Annotated in this window: 8 protein-coding genes; 5 read left to right on the top strand and 3 right to left on the bottom strand. The window is 41.0% G+C overall.

The annotated features are described in order from the left end of the window. Nucleotides 1-24: 24 nt before the first annotated feature. The 3 genes from A3GM_RS0104795 to A3GM_RS0104785 form a co-directional block, all read right to left on the bottom strand. Entirely contained in the window at nucleotides 25-4266 is a 4242-nt protein-coding gene (locus A3GM_RS0104795) for an endo-beta-N-acetylglucosaminidase (protein WP_018362261.1), read from the bottom strand. A 169-nt stretch (nucleotides 4267-4435) separates the two neighbouring features. Further along, complete coding sequence (locus A3GM_RS0104790) at nucleotides 4436-8674, bottom strand: endo-beta-N-acetylglucosaminidase (protein ID WP_018362260.1); 4239 nt, start codon at nucleotides 8672-8674, stop codon at nucleotides 4436-4438. A 236-nt stretch (nucleotides 8675-8910) separates the two neighbouring features. Continuing rightward, a complete protein-coding gene (locus A3GM_RS0104785; RefSeq protein WP_018362259.1) occupies nucleotides 8911-9444 on the bottom strand; it encodes an RNA polymerase sigma-70 factor in 534 nt (177 codons plus the stop codon). 1184 nt (nucleotides 9445-10628) lie between these two features. On the opposite strand from A3GM_RS0104785, the gene A3GM_RS0104780 reads away from it, so the two are divergent. The 5 genes from A3GM_RS0104780 to A3GM_RS0104760 all read left to right on the top strand — a co-directional run bounded on the left by A3GM_RS0104780 (nucleotide 10629) and on the right by A3GM_RS0104760 (nucleotide 22898). Further along, a complete protein-coding gene (locus A3GM_RS0104780; protein ID WP_018362257.1) occupies nucleotides 10629-13946 on the top strand; it encodes a SusC/RagA family TonB-linked outer membrane protein in 3318 nt (1105 codons plus the stop codon). 19 nt (nucleotides 13947-13965) lie between these two features. Continuing rightward, the gene (locus tag A3GM_RS0104775) at nucleotides 13966-15771 is read left to right on the top strand and encodes a SusD/RagB family nutrient-binding outer membrane lipoprotein (RefSeq protein WP_018362256.1); all 1806 of its coding nucleotides are present in this window, start codon (nucleotides 13966-13968) and stop codon (nucleotides 15769-15771) included. 100 nt (nucleotides 15772-15871) lie between these two features. Further along, nucleotides 15872-18892: an endo-beta-N-acetylglucosaminidase gene (locus tag A3GM_RS0104770; RefSeq protein WP_018362255.1), complete on the top strand. Its 3021-nt coding sequence runs from the start codon at nucleotides 15872-15874 to the stop codon at nucleotides 18890-18892. 185 nt (nucleotides 18893-19077) lie between these two features. After that, nucleotides 19078-22104, top strand: coding sequence for a GEVED domain-containing protein (locus A3GM_RS0104765; protein ID WP_018362254.1), 3027 nt, complete (start codon nucleotides 19078-19080; stop codon nucleotides 22102-22104). A gap of 323 nt (nucleotides 22105-22427) precedes the next feature. Next, complete coding sequence (locus tag A3GM_RS0104760) at nucleotides 22428-22898, top strand: HU family DNA-binding protein (protein WP_018362253.1); 471 nt, start codon at nucleotides 22428-22430, stop codon at nucleotides 22896-22898. Nucleotides 22899-23029: the final 131 nt, after the last annotated feature.

The following is a 23029-nucleotide window of genomic DNA, read 5'->3' as shown; positions in this document are numbered from 1 at the left end:
TACAAGAGTGCTTTTGTTGCGATATTATTTGATATATACTTTCTTAAATGTGCCGTCGGCATACTTAATGATGTTGATTCCCTTAACAGGAGCGGTGAGACGCAAGCCGTCGATGGTGTAGATACCCACGATGGTGCTGTTGCTTTCGGTAGCAATGCGCACAATTCCTGTTGTGGTTTGTTCTTTCATAGACACAGCAAGCAATGTAGGAACAGTTCCACTCTTAAAGTTCTTCACCATAATTCCCTTTAATTGTTTGCTTTCATCGATAGGCATCTTATGCTCGAATAGGCGGAATTGGTAATTACCATCTATTCCATCGGCACGCATATCTCTGCTATAACTGCGCTTAATACGGCCTAATCCGTGTTTAGCAGTGCCTTCACTTGTTCCAAACCAGTCGTAAATATAGAAACGACTAACATCTCCACGTGAGTTATCGCTGTAGATAGGAGTGATTGAAAGACCGCCACTTCCGTCGGCACAGATAGCTAATAGATATAGTTCGCTGGTGGTGATTGGTTCTTCAAACACAAGACTTCCAGGATTAAAGGTATTCTTTAGTACCAAAGCATTGTTGCTACTGAAGTCGGCTAACTGATAATCGTTACCCGCAGTTGTGGTGATTAAGCCCGATTCGTCGCACAAAGCACCTTGTTCTTGAACACCATTGGTGTAGAGCACCCAACCTTGTCGGTCGAGAGTTTGAGTGGTATGCTTTTCTGCTGTGCGTGCTTCTGCAATGATATCAGCGTTCCAACCTTCTGCAATAGTTACAGGAACAATTCCGTTTTGAGATTTCTTCACTGCTGGTTCAAATACTTCTACTTCTGAAAGAGCAGGGTAGCTAAGAGGATAAAGAGTAGAAACTACTGCCAAATATTTTGCTTTTTCAGGTTTAGCAAAATAGTGTACAAGTGAAGATTCTTTCTTAATATCGGTAAAGGTGTGAATAGTTCTCCAGTCAACACCATTCTCACTCAACATAATGTCAATGTCTTTGTTAACAAGAGCTTGTTCTTCGTTGTCGTTTTCGCCCATATTGTTTTCAGGAATACTTACCTTGATCTTTGAAATATTAAAGGTAGTGGGTGACTCAAAGATAGCCCAGAAGTCTTGACGGTTCTTACATGGGTCGTCAAACTCTTCGAAACCAAGTTCTTCTACGTTGCCATCAGTTAGCTGAGTGGTTGTTTTTGAAGTGTAAGGAACGTTGTAGCCATAAGCTTCAGCATACTTTCTTAAATTAGCACTCATGCCTTTCAACACGCTTTCTGCATTAGGATCGTCGGTGATAACAGCAAATTCGCATTCTTTAGAAGTGCCTCCATTGTCTACAACCACTTTAATTTGAGATGTTCCGAAGCTGTTTTGAGCAGTAACAGGGAAGGTGATAGTGCCTTCTGCTTGGTTTTCTTGAGCTTGTCCAACGCTTGCTTTACCTCTTACCACCTTCACAGTGTACTTAAATTCAGGCGAACGAGGATCGCCATTTAAGTTATATTTAACCGTAACGTCTTTCTTTTCGTTGGCATTCAACACCAATTCTTTGGGTGCTTCTAAGGTCATGTTACTCAAATTGGCTCCATATACCTCGAATTCCCATATTCTTAGAGTCATACCCTCGTCTGAATAAGGATTCAACTTCACGTAGCGTGCTCTTGTAGGAGTGATGTTATCGCTCTTAATATTGTCTTTTGCACGACCCTTTTCGTCAACAACAAGAGTCCAGTTTTCAGCGTCTTCGCTCACATAAATGCGGTATTTATCGAAGTTTTCGTTATTTTCAGGACCCGACTTGCAGTCGAAAATCTTGAAACCATACAAACGATAAGAAGTCTTCAAGTCGATAACACATTCGTGGTTGGTACCGATGTGACACCATTTAGCCGACACTCCAGCAGGATTTTGCACACCATCGATGATGTTAGCAGGTGTTTCTCTGTTGTTGGTTGAGCCGTTGAAGCTCTTCACAACACCCTTAATGGCCACGTTAGCAACCGAATTAAAGTCTGATTCGCTCAACACATCGAAAGCCGAGAAAGTTTCTTTTGTAGTGCCAACAGCGTTAGTTACCTCGATAGTGATGTCTTGTTTACCTTCTTTAAGGGCTGTTACTTCGATTTGAGGAGCAACCAATGAGCCGTTATTCACCACTTCTAACGAAGCAGGAAGCAACCACTTAAATCCTGTTGGGTTGCCTGTTGCAATAGCTTTAAGCGTTACCTTTTCGCCCACTTTGATATAACCTTTCGAAGGTTTCACAATCACTTTAGGCGCAGTGGGTTGAGGATAGTTTGCTTCTAAGGTTTGAGCTGCTCCCTCAGAGCCGTCTTTCATCACAGGAACAAGTTTCACATCGAGCTTAAGGTCGTTGGCATTGCGTTCGAACTTAGGCACATAGAAAGCCTCATCACGGGTTTGTCCCACCAAAACATCAGTGCCAGTAGAGTTCTTTGTGTAAACATCAAAGTGGTCTAAGTCGCTATTTTCTGCCCAATCCCATGTCAAACGAAGGTCGCCTCCGTTATCTCCAAGAGTGGTGTTGTTAGCAAAATTGGTGATGTTCATTGCCTTTGGTTGATAGTTTGCAGGCAACATTGAAAGCTCACCGAGCCACAATTTATAGTCGAAAATAAGGCTTTCGGCTTTTAAGTTGAGTGCCACCATATAAACAGTTTTGCCATTTACTTGGCTCAAGTCATACTCGTCGATCGTCCATTCGCCTTCTGTTTTTCTATTAACTCCAGTCAATGTCACCAAACCATCAGTGACACTACTCTCTGTTCCCAATTTCACTTCAACAGTATTTTGCGAAGTTGTTTTATAAACGAGACGCAACTTGCCACCATCGGTGATATTGATTTGGGTTTTATAAAGGCGCATAAGGTGTTCGCCTTGTGTGAGCGAAGCATCTATTTTGATAGAGTTACTACCATTATAAGCCACGTCCCAATCGATAGTTGGGTTTATTCCGTTGCCATTTTCAATCCACCAGCGCCATGTAGGCATCACGCTTTGCATACCAGAGTGATACCAATCTTGTGTATTGCGCTTTTCTCCTTTCACAAAACGATGCTTACCCACACCCACACAGAATGATGTTGTGAAGGGAAGAGAGGTGATTGCAGAGCGTTCGAGCACACATCCCGACATACCTGGCCATGAATTAAAACTCTCTACAGGATCTGCTTCGACAGAAGGGTTCTTTGAACGGTTCACCCAAGTGATGTCTTCGTTATCAAAGGTACGACGAATAGCACTATAAGCCACGTCGCCTTGTGCATCGGGAGTGCCTAAATAGTCTTTAACATTGTCTTTCCAAATGCGTTCTTCGGGGCAGAATAGGTCAACAGAGCCCACATGTCCGTCTTTAGGAAAGGCCTGTCTAAGGTACATACCAAAGCCACACAAGCCTGCATACACTGTTTGAATACCGCCATAAACCTTTTTGTAAACGTCACGAGCATTGCAGTTGAAGTCTGGTGCCTGACTTCTATAATCGCCAACGCTACCATATTCTAAGAATTGTGATGTGTTGATGTTTGTTTTTAATATCTCTGCATTAGGATAACCACTGGCATTATACCATTGAATTTCCATGTTATGATTGCCGTCGGCCTCTGCATATTCGTTGAATTCTTTAATGAATTGAGCCCACTCAGCAATGTGTCCACGAGTGGTTTCTTCGTTGATAAACCAACCTTCGAAACCTAAGTATTTCGCAATTTCGTAGAGTTTCTTAGCAAAGATGTATTTTCCACCTTCTTGAGTAAGCATCTCTGTCACCCAAGCACTATTGCCTCCGAAAGCGTAAGGAGGGAAAAATATCTGTCCAAGAACCTTCACTCCACTTTGATGGGCAGCGTCGATAGAGCCACTTGGCGGTGGAATGATGATACCTTCTGAAGCCGAACCAGCCCAATAAACCAGCTTATCCATGTATTGCCAGTAGGTGGGTTGATAGCCAAGGAAGTTGTTGGCGCCTTGCGAAGGGCATAAACTACAGGTAGGGAAGAGGATTGTTGCGTTACAAACTTGTCCTTCGTAATATTGGTTTTTGTTTGCTTTCATGAGCTGAGGCTCTTGAAAACGTGTTGCCAAAGGCACCCTACTGCGGTTGAATTTCGCATCGGGATCGGTTTCAGGACTCCAGTTTTTCACCTTTTCTGGATGCCAACATCCTCCATAAGGCTGCTGGGCTTTCATGGCGTTGCATACCAACAACGACACAGCTGTTAAGCATATCCATCGATTAAACTTCATAATAAAATTGTTTTTGTTAGTTATTACTTTTTTGATATCTATTTTTTTCGTTTCAGTAGGTCTTGTAAAAAGCTGTTTTAAAGACTCTTTTTGCTACTCAACCTATAATGAAATAAAGTGCAGCCCTTCATCTCGAAGAACTACACTTATGCTTTTTAAGCAAGAAAAACTATTTAATAAAAACTTTTTTTACTTTGCCATTAGATAGCTTCAAGATGTTGATTCCCTTAACAGGTGCGGTTAAACGCAATCCGTCGATGGTGTAGATACCAACCACTTGTGCTTCGCTATCGTTGTTTACGTTGTTTATTCCTGTTGGAATAGCTGTTTTAATAGAGGCTGCAAGAACGGCAACAGACTTACCAGCAGCTGTGTTTCTCACCTTAATAGCCTTGAGTCGCTTTTCAGGATTGATTTTTATTTTGTGCTCAAGAACCTTGAATTGTAGTTGAGAAGAGTAGTCGCCATCGTTAAATCCACGACCATTTTCTCTCTTAGTCTTGCCCAATCCGTCTTTAGCTACATCTACTCCTGCCATGCTCCAGTCGTCAATTCCAAAGCGTTCAGCATCTCCTGAGGTTTCATCTTCATACACTGGAACAACCATCATACCGCCTCTTCCGCCTGTAGAAAGCACCAATAGGTTCAATTCGCTACCATATTGAGGTGTTTCGAAGGTGAGTTTAGGGAAGATAAAGCTGTTTTTCAATACCAAAGCGTTGTTTTTATCGAATTCGGCTAACTGATATTCGTTGCCCGATGTAGCCATGATAGTACCCGAATTGTCGCAAAGTGCGCCCTCAGGTCTCACTGCTGAGGTATAGAACACCCAACCTTCGTAGTCTAATGTTTCGTTGGTGTAGGTACGAACAGGCTTTTCTTCGGCAATAACATCGGCATTAAAGCCGTCTTCTATCTTGAGAGGAACTACCTCAGACACTGCTTTTCCTGTTTGTTCAAAGGCTTCTACTTCGGTAATAGAAGGATAGAAATAAGGATTGAGGGTTGCAACCACTGCAAGATATTTCACTTTTTTAGCACGAGGAAGAATGTATTGAAGGGTAGATTCTTCTTTGATGTCTTTGAAAGTGTAGATAGTTTCCCAGTCGTTACCATTGTTACTAACCATGAGGTCGATGTTTTTATAAACCAATCCCTCTCTATCGTTGTCGTCTTTACCCTTGTTATTGTCGTCGATAGTGATTTTTACTTTTGAAATATCCCATGTATCGGTTGCTTCAAACACGCTCCAAAGGTCTTGGTTATATTTAGAATAGAAATATTCTTCACCGAAAGCAGATGTAGAAAGGTCGCCATCTGTTAGCATTTCGTTTTCGTATGTGCTGTAAGTTTCGTTGCTGCTGTAGTTAGCAGAATACTTTCTCACTTCGGCTTTCACACCTTTTAAAATGTTCTTAGCTGTTGGATCGTCTACAATCACGTTGAAGATGCGCTCTTTAGTGATGCTTCCGTTGCGCACAAGCACCTTTACTTTAGAGTTACCGATCTTTGTTGAGGCTGTGACGGTGAAGCTAATAGTTGATGTTTCGGCATGGTGTTGAACATTGGTGATGGTTACATCGCCCTTATAAGGAGTAACCTCGCAGTCGAATTGTGCAGAACGTTCGTCGCCATTCAACATATATTTCACCTCAACATTGCGTTGTTCGCCTGCATTGAGAATCACTTGGTCGGGTGTTTCGATAGCCATCTTACTCAAGTCGGCTCCCATCACCTCGAATTCCCATATTCTTAGGGTCATACCCTTTTCAGAATAAGGATTTAACTTCACATAACGTGCTTTACGAGGAGCGATATAATCGGTTTTAACATTGTCGTTTAAGCGGTTCTTTTCGTCTACCACAACAGTCCAGTTCACATTGTCTTCGCTCACAGAGATGCGATAGTTATTGAAGTTTTCGTTCTTTTCAGGACCCGACTTGCAGTCGAAAATCTTGAAACCATATAAGCGATAAGTGCCCATAAGGTCGATAACGCACTCGTGGTTGCTGGCAATGTTACACCATTTTTTATGAATGTCGGTTGGGTTTTGTACGCCATCTATAATATTAATAGGTGTTTCGCTGTCGCTTGCAGAGCCGTTGAAGCTGTCTACTCTCTTCTTTAATGCCACGTTCTTAATGTCGTTAAAGTCGGCTTCGTTCAACACATCAAACACCACTTGTTCTGTTGTTCCTGTGCCAATAACGTTGGTTGCTTCTACTTTCACCTTTTGTGCGCCTTCTTGTAAGGCTCTCACTGCGATAGAAGAAGAGGTGAGAGGAGCGTTGTTTACAGGCTCTAACGATGCAGGAAGTGTCCATTTCCACGATGTAGGGTCGCCTGTTCCGCTGGCAGTTAGCTTCACAATATCGCCTTTTTTAACGTAGCTGTTATTGGTTTTGATGGTGATAACAGGCTCGGTGAGCTTAGGATAGTTCACTTTTAGGGTTTGAACGTTGCTTTCCGATCCGTCTTTCATCACAGGAACCAAACGCACGTTCACTGCTTGGTCGGTGCCGTTGCGAGTGAATTTAGGCACATAGAAGCCTTCGCCACGGGTTTGTCCAACAAGATGTTGAGTGCCATTGTCGTTCACAGAATATACATCGAAGTGGTCGAAGTCGGCATTATCGGTCCAATCCCATGTCAAACGAAGGTCGCCACCCTCTTCGGTTAGGGTTGTTCCGTTGGTTAAGTTCGACACATTCATGGCCATTGGCTGATAAGAAGCGGGCAACATTGAAAGCTCGCCTAACTTCAATTCGTAGTTCGATACATCGCTGTTGCTGTTTAAGTCGAGCGCAATCATATAAATGGTTTTACCATTAAAGCTTGCTAAGTCATACTCGTCTACTGTCCAACCATTTACATTGGTTCTGCTAACGTTGTTTAATTGCTCTAAACCATTGTTGATGTCGCTCTGTGTTCCTAATTTAATATGAACAGAGTTTTCAGTGGTTGTTTTGTAAACAAGTTTGAATTTACCACCATTGGTGATGTTGATTTGTGTTTTATACAAGCGCATTAGATGACTGCCTTGGGTTAAGAAGCCTGCTACCTTTACGCTGTTACCAAAGTTATAGGCATCGTCCCAATCGAGACTCACCTTGAGTTGACTGCCGTCTTCTATCCAATAACGCCATGTTGGCATGATACTTTGTGTTCCAGAGTGATACCAATCTTGTTGATTGCGCTTTTCTCCTTTCACAAAACGATATTTACCCACGCCCACACAGAATGAAGTGGTGAAGGGAAGGGAGGTGATTGAAGAGCGTTCGAGCAAGCATCCTGAGATACCTGGCCATGAACTGAATTGCGATCCGCTATTAGAAATGTCGGCAGGGTTACCATTTCGGTTCACCCAAACAATGTTTTCGTTTTCAAATACTTTCTTAGTGGCTGCGTATGCTTCTTCTCCATTGTCTTGAGGAGTGTCGAGAAGGCGTTTAACTCTGCCTTTCCAAATGTGTTCTTCGGGGCAGAATAGAGCCACAGAGCCCACGTGTTTGTCTTTTTTAAATGCGCCTCTCAATTGGTTTCCATAGCCTGTCATACCTTGTTGCACGGTTTCTATTCCACCATAGATCTTTTGCATGGTTTCTTCTTCGGTGCAATGAAGGGTTGAAGCCATATTGCGATAGTCGCCTACCTTACCATAATCGAGGAATTGTGAGGTGTTTTTATGAGCATTGAGAATTCGTGTATTGGCACCTGCAAAGGCTTGATACCACTGAATTTCCATGTCTTTATAACCTTCTGCATCTGCATATTCGTTGAATTCTCTAATGAATTGAACCCATTGATCAGTGCTTCCGCCTCCTGTTTCTTCGTTGATAAACCAACCATCGAAACCAAAGTATTTAGCTATTTCGAAGAGTTTCTTTGCGTAAATGAACTTTCCATCTACACGGGTGAGCATTTGTTGCACCCAAATACGTTGTCCACCATAAGCTGAAGGGGGAAAGAATATGTTACCTAACATCTTCACTCCGCTTTGATGTGCTGCGTCGGTTGAACCGCAAGGGGGTATGTTAATGATGCCTTCGTTGGCTGCTCCTGCCCAATACACCATCTTATCCATGTATTGCCAGTAGGTGGGTTGGTAGCCAATGAAGTTATTTGCGCCTTGAGAAGGGCACAAACTACACATAGGATACAAAATAGATGCGTTGCAAATTTGACCTTCATAGTATTGGTTTGGATTGGCTTTCATGGCCATAGGCTCTCTAAAACGCTTTGCCAAAGGCACTCTACTGCGGTTGAATTTGGCATTAGGATCGTTCGTAGGACTCCAATTTCTAATGTCATTAGGATGCCAACAGCCATTGTAAGGTTGTTGCGCTTTTACTGAATGGGTTAACAATAAGGATAAAAACGTTAACCCCATCAACTTGATTAGTTTCATAATAGTATTGTTTATGTTGGTTATTCGTGTTTTTGAATAAGAGTGTTGGCTGTCTAAGTTTTGATTTATAGACAAAAGATAGAGTAGTTTTTTATGCTCTAACAACAGGTTATTCGTTTATTGTTGCCCTCGTTTTGGGGCGTAGTTTTAGGTTATATAACAGATTGATTGCTATTATATAAACATTTATAAAAGGAAATTTACTGAACGAAAAAGGTACTTTTTATGCTGTATAGCTATTTTTTTAACTGCTTTAGTTCGTTTCTTAGGATTTTAAGTGCATGGTAGATGTGCGACTCTACTGTTCTGATCGACACGCCTAACACGTCGGCTATATCTTCATTTCGCATGCTATAGATATAACTCATTCTGAAACTTTCTCGGCATTTCTCGGGCAATCCTTCTATCTTCTCTTTGATGATGTTGCCCAACTCGTGGTTTTCTATCTTCTCAATAACCATCTTGCTGTGGTTATCTTCGAGGGTGTCGAGCTGTCGTTGGTGCATCTCTTCGATCAAAGTGATATATCCTTGGGTGGCATTGCGCTTGTTTATCACGTTGATACAACGTGTATAAACGGCACGATATAAGAAGGAATGGATTTTGTCGCCTAAGTTGATGGATTCTTTGCGCTTCCAAACATCAAAGAAAACTTCTTCTACTACATCTGCAGCATCGTCATAACCCACTATCTTTTGTGCATAACAAAAGAGCATAGGATATGATTTTTTGAAGAGTTTCTCAAAGGTAGTCTCAAAGTTTTCTTGCATTGTCGGTGAGCATAAAAAATACCTTGCAAATATAAGTAAAAAGAATGAAAGGGCAAAATGTTTTTAAACCTTTCGTATCTTATTATAACATATAGCCGTTAGGGCTCTTTGTTTTGGTACTTTTTCTGTTGTTTTTTACCTCGTGTTGAAAGGCTCTTCTTTTTCATCTTCCCTTTAATTATCTTCTATCTTTTCTTTTCATTTTATAAAGAATAAATAAATGATGACTATAACTATGGGCTGTTGATATTGTGGATAAGTGTTGATAAGAGGCTAAAATGATGCTTTTTGGTGTAAGTTTTCCGTGTTTTTGATTTCAAAAAGCTGTATAATTGCATTTTGATGGTCAATGTATTGCAAAGTTATGAACATTATTAACAGGTGTTTTGCACTGCTATTGCGAGATTAGGACGATGACTTGTTGATGTATGTCGATAAAGTGTGGATAAGAATGAGATAACTCTGTTGATATAAACAGCTGATTTTTAGATGCTTAGTGTTTGTTGATAACTCGCCAGTTTTGAGCGATTTTTAAGAAGCTTTTAAAGCGGTTTTCAGACAGTTATCAGCAAGGTTTTCAACAATTGCAGTGGTTTTGACTCTAAAAAGCAATGAGAAAGGAGAATAAAAGCAGTGCTGTTAATAACTAATTATATCCCTTTTCCCCGTAAAGATTTTAAGCGTGTGGTGGGGCGGTTTACTCTTTTCCCTTGATAAAACCTCGCTCCCGTCGTACGGGGGGAGCGGATTTCTTTTAGGATAATGAATAAAAAGGAGAAAGAAGTTATCTAAGATAGATATAAAGAATAGATTTTGTTCTTGGTAAAATATAAATTTCGCTCCCTGTTATATTGCTTGTCTATATTCGTAGTTTATTTTTTTCCTTCTATAAAATAATAATATATCGTTCCTCTATTGTATGGGGAGCCTCCGTTGTACGGGTTTTCTGTCGTACAACAGAGTGAAGTTTTATTAAAAAAAATAGTATTATGAGATAGATAAAATCCTTTTTATCTACTTAAAAATATAATAAACGTTAAATAAATAGATTTGTATCAGTAGTTCTATATTATATAATGTTATAATAGTAACTAAACAGAATTAATTAATTTGAGTCAAGGAATAATATTTATTTCTATTACTGCAGTATGAGAAATTTAATCATTTACAGGAGCTCATCGCTCATGAAGTTGATTTTAGCCTCTACAATTGCGTGCTCATCAGCACAATATGCGAGCGCTAAATCGAATGATGCAAAAGCAGAAAAGCCAGTTGCATCGCAGTTTATTAACCAACAAGCTCAAGCTACACAACGTACTATTACAGGTGTTGTAAAAGACGAAGAAGGCATGCCAATGATTGGTGTGAGCGTTGTTGTTAAAGGTACTGGTAAAGGAACAGTAACCGACATGGACGGTCGTTACACTATTAAAGTAGACGGTTCACGTTCAACCCTAACTTATTCTTATGTAGGTAGCATTCCTCAAGACATCGTTGTAGGCGACAAAACCAATATCGACGTGGTGTTGAAAGAAGAAAAGACCATGTTGACAGGCGTTGTTGTTACTGCAATGGGTATTATGAGAAAAGAAAGTTCGCTAACCTATTCTACCCAAAAGGTAAAAGCAGAAGACCTAACAAAGGTACAAGATCCTAACGTTGCTAACAGCTTGGAAGGTAAAGTATCTGGTATCACTATTACACCAAATGCTGGTGGTGCCGGTGGTGCATCTAAAATTATCCTTCGTGGTAACAAATCTATTAATGGTAACAGTGCTCCTTTGATCGTAGTTGATGGTATTCCAATGACCAACGATACACGTGGTAAGAGAGGAATGAGTGGTGATGGTTTCGAATATTCAGGTATGACAGAAGGTTCTGACCCACTATCAATGATCAACCCAGACGATATCGAATCGATCAACGTATTGAAAGGTGCTAACGCTGCCGTTCTTTATGGTTCTAAAGCAGCTAACGGTGTTGTGATGATTACAACCAAAAAAGGACGTGAAGGTAAGCTTGATGTGAACTTTACATCAAACGTTACATTCGACACTCCATTGTTAACACCAAAAATTCAAAATACATACGGAGCATTAGTAGATAAAAATGGTTTCTTATCTCGTTTAAACTGGGGTGACAAAATCACAGATCGTGCAGATGCAGACTTGGTTGTCGACGTTCCATTGGGTAGTGATTTTATAGAAAAAAGTCACAAGGTTTACTTGCGTAATCGTGCTAACGACGACGTGAAAGACTTCTTTAGAACAGGTGTAACAACTAACAATTCAGTTTCAGTTTCAGGCGGTACAGAATTGATGCGTTCATATTTCTCAATCGGAAATAGCCACGCTAACGGTATGATGAGAGAAAACTCTTATAATCGTAACTCATTCGCTTTCCGTCAATCATATGACCTTCTAAAGAGAGTGAAACTCGATGTTTCTTTGAACTATGTAGAAACAATTACAAAGAACCGTCATGGTGGTGGTACAGTTTATAATCCACTTTATGACCTTTACACCATGCCAAGAAACATCGACTTAGGTTATTATCGTAATAACTATGTAGAAAATGGATCATGGATGTCTTACTACCAAGATGTTTATAAGAATATATCAGGTGATAACTATCAATATACTAATGCAGAAAGAGTGAAGTTGAGTGGTCCATTACAAAACTGGGCATATTTATCTGCAACCAATAACAACCCATATTGGCTTCTAAACCAAAACAGAGGACGCCAAAGCGAAGACCGTTTGTTCGGTACAGTTAGCGCAAACATCGATATTTATGATGGCTTAAGCTTCCAAGCTCGTGTGAACTATACTAAGACTCACTTTAAGAGCAACACCAAAAGATATGCAACAACCTACTCGCCTGAGAGAATGTTCGACTTTGGTTATATGTATGATGATGCTTCAACAGCAACAGAAATCTACACCGACTATTTGTTAAACTATAACAAACAAATCAAAGATTATTCTGTTTCTGCATCAGCAGGTTGGGTTGGTCATACACTAAAAACAACTTGGAAGAATACTTCAGTTAATGCAACTAAAATGCATCCATTGTTGCGTAAGCCTTCTACCGACGTGAACTACTTCGAAACAGACGGAGGTGGTATGGGTGCAACAACATCAGGTAAGACTTCAAGTTGGGACAAAGCGTTGCTTTTCACAGCTCAAGCTGGTTGGAAAGAAACAGTTTATGTAGACTTCTCTTATCGTCAAGACTGGTATCGTTTGTTCAGACAACTATACCAAGTTGGTTATGCAGACAAGCAAAGCTATGGCTACTTCGGTCTTGGTGCTAATGCAATCGTTAGCAACTTAGTGAAATTGCCAGAGTGGTTTAACTACATGAAGTTCCGTGTTTCTTATTCAGAAGCAGGTAACTCGTTCTCTGATGCAGGATTCCTTAGAATCTCTAAAAACAGAATAACAGGTGCTGTTAATGCTAACAACTACAAGAAGTTTAAGGCAGTTCCTGAAGTTATGAAGTCGTTCGAAACAGGTATCGAAACCATGTTCTTGAACAATAGACTAAGCTTCGACCTTACATATTATAATGGTGTAATGGATCACTTGTACATGGAAGGACATGATGCGTCAGGTATTCAACCATTCACATCTGCAAAGGTTCGTAACCAAGGTATCGAAACAACTATCGGTTACAACTTCCGCTTAGCTAAAGACTTTAACTGGAGAACAAGTTACAACGTTTCTTACAACAGCAACAAGATCCTTAAGACTGCTTACGACGACCAAGGTAAAGAACTTATCCAACAACAAGTTGTAGGTGGTACATACATCAGATATAAAGAAGGTGGTTCAATTGGTGACATGTATATCCACGATTTCGATAGAGATGCTAATGGAAACATCGCTCTTACAAGATCTGGTGCACCACGTTTCAAGAGCTCTGGTCAAGATGCTGACTTGATTTACGTAGGTAACATGAACGCTAAATGGCAAATGGGTTGGAGCAATAACTTCAACTACAAAGACTTCACATTGTCATTCTTGATCAATGGTCGTATCGGTGGTAAGGTTATTTCATTGACAGAAGCATACTTAGATCAATATGGTTTGTCTCAAAGAGTTGCTGATGCACGTCTCAATGCAGAAAGAAACAACATCGTTGCAACAGACTACAAGAACGCTCCAGGTATGCAATTAAATGACGGAAGCGGACGTATCGTTCCAGTTGAAGCATATTATAAGGCTATGGGTGCATCAACTAACCCATACAACTATATATATAGTGCAACCAACTTCCGTTTACGTGAGTTGTCATTAGGCTACACATTCCGCAACCTTCTTGGTCAAAACAAGAACTTGAACGTTGCATTCATTGCAAGAAACCTATTCTTCTTGTACAACGATAGCCCAGTTGACCCAGACGTTTCATTATCAACAGCTAATGGTTTAGGTGCATTCGAATTGTTCAACATGCCATCTTCACGTTCATTTGGTTTGTCATTGAAACTTAACTTCTAAAACATAACAGAATAAGAATATGAAAAAGTATAAATTTTTAGTAGCATTTGCTGCTTTTGCAGGAACCTTATCGCTACAATCTTGTTTAGACTTTGATGATCCAGGAGCAGAGTTCGACTCTAATACCAAGAACATCGAGAAAGTTACTGAACGTGGAGAAGTAGATAATATTCCTTACAAATTAGATATAACAGGAGATCAAGCTGCTGCCGTTATCGATAAACTTCAAGATTATCTAAATGGTGGTCGTGCTGCACAATTCTCACTAAGAGGTGGTAAGAACGGCGAAATGCCAGGAGAACACCAATACCAATTCCAGTTCTCTTTAGGTGTAGATAACTACGCTCAATATGCAGTTATCCCTCACCAAAACTTCGTTTACTCTAAAGTGTTGGTACGTTCAACTTACGACATCGCTCCTAAGTTCTACGGAGGTGCTAACGGTTCATTTGGCGAAGTGCGCAAAGCAGCAGTTCAATTGTTGAACCATAAGTCGATCGACTCAATCCCTGAGATGAAAGCCGTTTATCTTCTTATCTTCAACACAGCTGCACTTGAGAACGCAGACATCTATGGTCCATTCGCTTATCAAGACGTAAAGACCAATAAACAAAGTGCTCCTTATAACTATGATAACCTTGAAACCATCTACAAGTCAATCGTTGCCAACATCGATACAGCTGTAGCATGTTTCAACTATTTCCCAAATAAGAGAGCAGACTATAAAGAAAAGTTGGTTTCTTTACTAAAAGAAAACATCTTGATCACCAACGATGAGGCTAACAACGCAACCGATTTCGAAACATGGAAGCGTTTTGCTAACTCATTAAAGTTGCGTATGGCGATGCACATTGTAAAGGTTAATCCAACTCTTGCAAGACAATGGGCAGAAGAAGCAGTAGCAAGTGGAGTGATTGAAGACACAAAGCACGAAGTAGCTTTACGTCCAAACCTAATCGGTTTCACCAATCCTCTAATCAATATCACTAAGTGGGGCGACACACGTATCACCGCTTCGTTGGTAACATTGTTAGAAAGCTTGAAGCATCCTTATCTTGATGATAACTTTGCGCTATTCACAAAGAACGATAACCTTATCGTAAACAACAACACCAACGCAAAACTTGAAGCAAATACAAAGGTAGTTGGTATTCGTTCAGGTACTCACACAGGTGACGGACAAGGTTATGATGGTAACCAATACATCGCATTCTCAGGAGTTAACCCAGAGAAATTCCACGGAGTGCCCTTGTATGTTATGAAGCTTTCAGAAGTTTGTTTCTTAAGAGCAGAAGGCGCAGTACGTGGTTGGAACATGGGAGGTTCAGCAGAAGACTTCTACAATAAGGGTATTCTTGCAGCGAACTGCCTTGATCGTGAAGACAATAGTGTGAACTATGCAGGCATGATGGCGACCTATATGGCACAAACAAACGCTACACCAGTGACCTATGTTGACCCAACAGGCGATACAGAAAACATCGAAAGCCCAACAAAGATCGGTGTTAAATGGAACGATGCAGACTCAGAAGAAACAAAGCTTGAGAAGATTATTACACAAAAATACATTGCAGCTTATCCAATGAGTTTCGAGGCTTGGGTAGACTTAAGACGTACAGGTTATCCTAAATTGTTCGAGGTTCTCAATGCTGATGAATCAGACGGAAGCTTGAATCAAGGCGACATCATTCGTCGTTTACCATTCCCAGGACGTACAGATCCAGCTACACAGGCAGACATTCAAGCTACAGGTTTGAAGGCATTGAATGGCCCAGACGTTGTAGGTACACGTCTATGGTGGGATGTTAACGCACCAAACTTCTAATATATAATAGGTGGGGACACTTCATTTGGCAAGTGCCCCCACTTTTTTACTAAACAAGAAATTATTTTTTACTATTTAATAAACTTAAAACAACTCTTGTATGAATAAGAAATCTACAATGAAGATGTTGTTGCTTGCAGGACTTCTTTGCGGTGCTCCAAGCACAATGAGTGCTCAAACCAATACAGGTAGCACATCAACTACAATCTACGATTTTTCTAAATTTGGAGATCAAAGCTTGTTAGAACTTTTTGAAAAGGCTGAAAAGGCAGGTAGAAAGTTCCCAACTAAGCAAGAACTTATCGACGCAGGAATCTATGATGAAATAGAGTTCGTGCGCTCACACGTTCGCAAACGTGAAATTCTTGATCGTCAAGATCGTCTTGTTGGCGGTACTTATCAAGAAAGAGATCTATTTATGAACATCCCAGCAGGTGCAGGTTCAACAATTGGTGGTTATCCTTCAAAAGACTTCGCAAGCGATAACTATTCTATGTGGAACTACACAAACCTCTTCGGTTCATGGAATCATGGCTTGTTCCAAGCACCAGGTTCATGGGCAGACGCAGCTCACAAGAATGGTACCGACATTATGAGTGGTATTAAATTCTTCGACACAACAGGTGGAAGAGGTGGCTATGCAACAGGTTGGGTAGAATTTATTAAGCAAAAGAATGCTGATGGCACATTTAAATATGCTCGTCCACTTATTCGTATTTTGCAATTCTTAGGAATGGATGGTATCAACTATAACTTCGAAGCAAGAGGTTATGATGATAGCGAAGTAGTAAAATTCCACCAAGAATTATATAAAATTGCAGCAGCAGAAAACTTTAAAAATTTCCATATAGCAATCTATACATCACATTCAAGCTTGTCATCTTATAATACAGAAGCATTGTTTGGTAAGAATAATGTAAAGACAAGTGACTTGATGTTGAACTATTCTGCAGACGATTTCACTCCTTCTATGGCTTCATCAGTTCAACAAGCTAAACGTTCTTTGGGTACAGCTAAGGGCTTGTATGCAGGTGTTTGGATTGTAACAATGAACAGAAGCTGGACTCGTCTTAATGCTTCAGGTGCAGAAGAGTGCGGTGTTTGTCTTTGGGGTGAACACGGTCAAAGCCGTTTCTGGTCATATAACACAGGTGGAAGTGCACAAGAACGCATGAGCAACTACCAAATGTTGTTGGAAAGAGGCTTCTCAGGTGGATACAGAAACCCAGCAGATCGTCCTGAAATTAGAAACGCAGGACACAACTGGGAATGGTCTAATGGTGTTGCTCCATTATCAACTTTCCCTGGTTTAGCTTCATGGATTCCTGAGCGTTCAGCAATTAATGGAACTCTTCCATTCAGCACATACTTCAATACAGGTGCAGGAGAGGTTTACACATACAAAGGAAAAAAAACCGCAGGTTCATGGTATAATATGTCTAACCAAGACATCGTGCCAACTTATCGTTGGTTGGTTTACGACGGAAACACAACAAACGTAAGTTCTAAAGTACAACCTGAGTTTACTTATGAAGATTCTTACACAGGTGGTTCTTGCTTGAAACTAACAGGTAAAGGAACAGCTCCATTAACAGATATCGTTCTTTACAAAACCAATCTTACAGGTACAAGCGGTGCAATCAAAGCACAAGTGGCTATCAAAACAGGTAAAGACACACCAGCAGACTCTAAACTTGCGCTCATCGTTCGCCTAAAGAACAGCGGAGAATGGAAAGAGTTTGCAGTTGATGGTACAACAGATAAGACATGGAAAGAGCACACAATTGCTCTAACAGGCTTAAATTCAACAGACGTTATCGATCGTATCGGTCTTCGTGTGAAGAATGTTGACGAACAATACAAGCTTCTTGTTGGTAAATTGGCTATCGTAGACGACTTCACAGCTACTCCACAAGGTGTGAAAGATCTTACAATCCAAGTGAAAGAAGAAAACAAATCTTCTCTTTCTGTGAAAGCAACTTGGGCTTTAAATTCAGCTACTGAAGAAACAGTTGTTTACAACGACGATGCTAATGTAGACCACTTCGAAGTGCTTTATAAGAATGGTGAGAATGGTGATGTTACAGAAATCGGTCGTACATCACAATGGGCTACATACATTGGCGACATCGAGTTGAAAGAATCAGATAAACCATTCATCGGTGTTCGTTCAGTTTCTAAAGACTTAAAGACCTACTCTCCAGTAGAATGGAAAGAAATTCCACGTTCTACTTACGCTTCTCTTCCTGAGAAAAAGGATAATCCTTATGGAGAACCTGAATTGGATATGGCCGCTGATGGTTATAAAATTGCACAAAAAGTACGTTACATCGAAACCTTCGAAACAATCGGTGGAGACCAAAACATCAATTATAGAGCTACAGGTCCACAAGGCGGAACCAACTATGTTGACGCAACAAACCAAGTGTTAAAGGTTGCTCAAGGTACAAAGGTTACATTGAAATTCAAGGGTTATGAAGCACAAGACCATATTGATGGCAACCACGACGACCTTCGTTGGTGTATGGGTAAGGGTTGGATCGACTTGAATGGTGACCACGTCTTCACTCCAGTTGACATCAAACAAGACCCTGCAAATGGTGAACAATTGTTCTTCTTAGGTCAAGTTCGCAAAGGAACTTACGCACAAGTTCAATCTCCTCAAAGCTACGAATTCACTATTCCTGCAGACGCTAAGCTTGGTAAAACTCGTATGAGAATTGTGTTCTCAGATGCTTGGTTCGCTGGTTCTCTACTTCCAACAGGTAAGTTTAATAAGGGATTTGCTATCGACTTCGGTGTAGAAATCACTGGAACTAACCAAGAAAGACCAACTCCTAAGTCTTCACGTGACGAAGGTAAGGCAGAACAACCAGAAGGACTTTCTGCAAGCACATCAATCACTTCATTCGCTGGTGAGGCTTCAGCACTTGTTCAAACAAGCAAAGACTTGAAGTTCTCTAACGTAGAAAAAGCATGGATCTTTGGTGTAGATGGTTCTTTAGTTAAAGTTTTAGACAATCCTCAACAATACGAAATAAAATCTCTACCAAAGGGAATCTACCTTGTGAAGATGTTGAACAACAACGTTATTCGTACTCAAAAAGTGGTAATCAAGTAAAACTTTTGTAATTGAACTGGCGAAACAAACTACAAAGTAATTTATAACACTTCGCCAAATTCACTAAAAATTAATAGAAGATAAACAACATGTTCTATTAAATTTTAACAAGAGAAGGGTGCGCCACATCGTTGGTGCATCCTTTTTTCTTACTAACAAAAACATAAACCTTTAGATAAAACAAAATGAAAAAACCAGTATTCAATTGCAAGACCTTGTTGCTTGCACTTAGCTTGTGTGCTGCTGCCCCTTCTTTGGCGCAGACCTCGCTCGAATCAACATCAACTACTATTTACGACTTCTCTAAGTTTAACGATTTAGAACTACTTAAATTCTTTGCCGAGCTCGACGCTCAAGGCCGTAAATATCCCACTATCGACGAATTAAAAGCTAAAGGACTCTACGAAGAAATAGAGTTCGTTCGCTCGCATGTGGCTAAAAGAAACACCATCGACAATGCCGATCGCCTTGTTGGTAACACCTATGCAGAACGTGAATTGTTCCTCAACCTGCCTTCGGGAGCGGGCAAAATGATTGGCGGTTATCCATCGAAAGACTTTGTTAACGACAACTTCTCGATGTGGAACTACACCACTCTTTTCGGCTCTTGGAACCACACTTTGTTTCAAGCACCAGGCTCTTGGGTAGATGCTGCGCACCAAAACGGAACCGACATCATGAGCGGTATGAAGTTTTTCGACACCACAGGAGGTCGTGGAAACGGTGCAAGACAATGGATGGAGTTCATTGCAGAGCGCAATGCTAATGACGAATTTAAATATGCTCGTCCCCTTATTAACTTGCTAAGATTCCTCGGAATGGACGGAATTAACTACAACTGGGAAACCTCAGGTTTCGATAATCGAAATGTAATGGCCTTCCACAAACGTCTTTACGAGATAGCTAAAGAAGAAAATTTCAATAACTTTCATATCGTGATTTACACGATGAGCAACATTCTTTCCAGCTTTTATACAGATGCACTCTTTGGCTATAATGGAAAAAGAACAGCCGAAGTGATGTTGAATTACGACGGAAATGGTTTTGCAAGAGATATGAATGCAAGCTACAGAAACGCAAAGAACGCTCTACAAACCACTAAAGGATTGTATATGGGTGGTTGGATTGTAGGCATGGATAAGAACTGGAATGACCTTGATAAAGACCAATATCACCACGAAAGTGGTATTGCTTTGTGGGGCGAACACGATCAAAGTAGATTTTGGTCGTATAACAAAGGCAACAGCCCACAACAGCTTATGACCAACTATCAAATGCTTTTAGAACGTGCTTTCTCTGGTGGTTATCGCAATCCAGCAAACCGTCCTAATGTGGTGAACGTAGGAAACAGTCTTGAAGCGCAAGGAGGCAACCCTGCATTGCACAACTTTGCGGGTATGGCTACATGGATTCCCGAGCAGTCTACCATACAAGGTAAATTGCCATTCTCTACCTTCTTCAACATAGGAAATGGCGAACGCTATGTTTATAAAGGCAAGAAAACAGCAGGATCGTGGTATAACATGTCGAATCAAGACCTCGTTCCAACCTATCGTTGGCTCGTTTATCGCTCAGAAACAACCAACGTAAGCAACGCCATCGATGCACAATTCACCAACACCGACGCTTATATGGGCGGTTCGTGCTTGCAGGTTAAGGGCACCAAAACAGACGGAAATGCCGACCTTATTTTATATAAAACCTTGCTCGAGGGCAATGGTGGCAACATTGTTGCTAAGCTTGCGGTGAAGAACGGCAAAGAGGCTATGAACACATCTCAGCTCTATCTCATCGTACGCCTTAAGAATTCGCAACAATGGAAAGAATATCTTGTGAGTAATCCAGCGGGCACAAACTGGGAAGAAAAAGAGATTGCGTTGAGCGATTTAACTTCTTCTGACGTGATAGACCGTATTGGCTTGCGTGTGAAAAACACCAATTCGGACTTTAACATGCTTGTGGGTAAACTCGAATTGAGCGACAACTTCACTGCGAAACCCTCTGCTCCAAAAGACTTAACCATTCAGGTGAAGGAAGAAAAGAAAACTTCTTTATCGGTAAAGGCTACATGGAACGTGGAATGTGGTGCTGGCAATGAGCTTCAACACAACGACAAAGAGAATATTCATCACTTCGAAATTCTGTATAAGAACGGCGAAGAGGGTGCTGTAACAGAGATTGCTCGCACCAAACAATGGGCAACTTATGTGGGTGATATTCAAGTGGGTGAGCAAGACAATCAGCCTTATATTGGCGTTCGCTCTGCTTCTACCGACCTTAAAACCTATTCGCCTGTGGTGTGGAAGGCTATACAACGTGGCGATTATAACACTTTGCCTGCTGCCAACACCAACATTTATGGAACTCCTGAGCTCGATGTTAGCGCAGCTGGTGCAGCAACAGCACGCCAATTAAGATATTTGGATAACTTCAGTACAACAGGTGCATTGGTAGATGTTCAATATAACGACAATGGCAGTCGCCCTGCTACCAACTATGTAGATATGTCGTCTAAGGTGATTAAGGTGCGTCAAGGACAAGAATTCACCATTCACTTTAAAGGACACCAAGCAAGTGATGACGTAGAAGGAAGCCACGACGACCTTCGTTATTGCATTGGACGTGGTTGGATTGACCTTGATGGTGACGGAGTATTCAATCCTGAATACTTAGATCTTAATTCACAATATGGTGAGTGTTTGTTCACTATTGGTAGAAAAAAATCGGCTACAATGGAAAATGTTCAAGGTCTTTATGCTTTCAAAATAAAGGTTCCTGATGATGCAAAAGTGGGCATGAGCCGTATTCGTATCGTGTTCTCTGATGCGTGGTTCGAAGGTGCTTTGCAACCAACAGGTAAGTTTAACAAGGGCTTTGCTATCGACTTCGGAGTGGAAATTACAGGTACAAATACCTCAAGAAAAGCGGGTGCCGACACTTGGGACGAGGGAACAGCCAGCGAACCAGAAGGATTGAACGCTCAAACGGGCATCAACTTGGTAGAAACAGCTAAGCCATCGGCTCAGCTCAACAACCAAACCATTGTGTTGAACAATGTTCAAAACCTTTGGATCTACACCCTCGACGGCGTTCTTGTGCGTCACATCAGCCGTCCAACAAACGTCAGCACCAAATCGTTTGCAAAGGGTACCTACCTCATCAAGATTGAAAACAATGGCGTGATCGAAACTCAAAAAATGATTATTCGATAAGTCATCTCCCCCTTATACTCTTTCGCAGAAGTCAGTTGAAGAGCCTTCTGCACCTCTTTTAAAAGACTCTCTTAGGTGAACAAAACACCTTTGAGGGTCTCTTTGTTATGTGCTATACACTTTACTACACACATCTTTCTTGCAACGCCTTTGCCTTTGTTCTATCTTTGCATTGCAATCGAAAACAAAAGGGTTGCTGTTGGTGAGCAAAGTCGCTGCTTTTGATGGGTAAGATGTCGACTATTACACTTCATTCTCAATGCTTTTTCGCCAGCTTTTTAATTCAGTAATAACAATCAAAAAAACAAGAAAGGAAACAAATTATGTCAGTAGTTTATCGTTTAACACAAGACAACAGAAAACAAAGTAAAACAAAAGGCAAGTGGTATGCTCGTTCGCTTCACACTGGTGTGATCGACATCGATGGTCTTGCAAGCATCATGCAGGCTAACTGTACACTTAAAAAGAGTGATATACTTGCGGTGATTGCCGAGTTGGTGGACGTGATGAGAGCGCAGTTGCAAAACTCTCAAAAGGTGATCTTGGGCGGTCTTGGAAGCTTTAAGGTGGGACTTAAAACGAAGCCTGCCGACACTTCGCTCGACTTTAACCCTCAAAAGAACATCGTGGGCGCAAGGGTGCTCTTCCACCCAACAACCTATACCACCGCTAACCGCAAACGAACCAGTTTCTTACTGCAAGGTATGACGGTGAAGGAGGCTACCAAATACGATGTGAAGAAGCCTAAAAAGACCCGTAAGACTGCTTCTGGCGACACTTCACACGCACAATAAAATGGAGAGATTGTAGTTTTTGTTTAACCCTAAACTTTTGTTTATGAATAGTCTAATAATTGTAGTGAGAACACTGTTACACGACTGCTGGATGCTGCTGCGCCGCTTCGTTGGCTTCACAATGATCTATT

The sequence above is a fragment of the Hoylesella nanceiensis DSM 19126 = JCM 15639 genome, from assembly GCF_000379965.1.
Taxonomy (GTDB): Bacteria; Bacteroidota; Bacteroidia; order Bacteroidales; family Bacteroidaceae; genus Prevotella; species Prevotella nanceiensis.
The sequence above is the reverse complement of the archived record's forward strand: the minus strand, read 5'-3'. Positions and strand labels throughout refer to the sequence as shown.

Excerpts from the sequence above, each read along its gene's own strand:
- A3GM_RS0104795 (WP_018362261.1), bottom strand. The coding sequence starts at position 4,266 with ATGAAGTTTAATCGATGGATATGCTTAACAGCTGTGTCGTTGTTGGTA.
- A3GM_RS0104790 (WP_018362260.1), bottom strand. The coding sequence starts at position 8,674 with ATGAAACTAATCAAGTTGATGGGGTTAACGTTTTTATCCTTATTGTTA.
- A3GM_RS0104785 (WP_018362259.1), bottom strand. The coding sequence starts at position 9,444 with ATGCAAGAAAACTTTGAGACTACCTTTGAGAAACTCTTCAAAAAATCA.
- A3GM_RS0104780 (WP_018362257.1), top strand. The coding sequence starts at position 10,629 with ATGAAGTTGATTTTAGCCTCTACAATTGCGTGCTCATCAGCACAATAT.
- A3GM_RS0104775 (WP_018362256.1), top strand. The coding sequence starts at position 13,966 with ATGAAAAAGTATAAATTTTTAGTAGCATTTGCTGCTTTTGCAGGAACC.
- A3GM_RS0104770 (WP_018362255.1), top strand. The coding sequence starts at position 15,872 with ATGAATAAGAAATCTACAATGAAGATGTTGTTGCTTGCAGGACTTCTT.
- A3GM_RS0104765 (WP_018362254.1), top strand. The coding sequence starts at position 19,078 with ATGAAAAAACCAGTATTCAATTGCAAGACCTTGTTGCTTGCACTTAGC.
- A3GM_RS0104760 (WP_018362253.1), top strand. The coding sequence starts at position 22,428 with ATGTCAGTAGTTTATCGTTTAACACAAGACAACAGAAAACAAAGTAAA.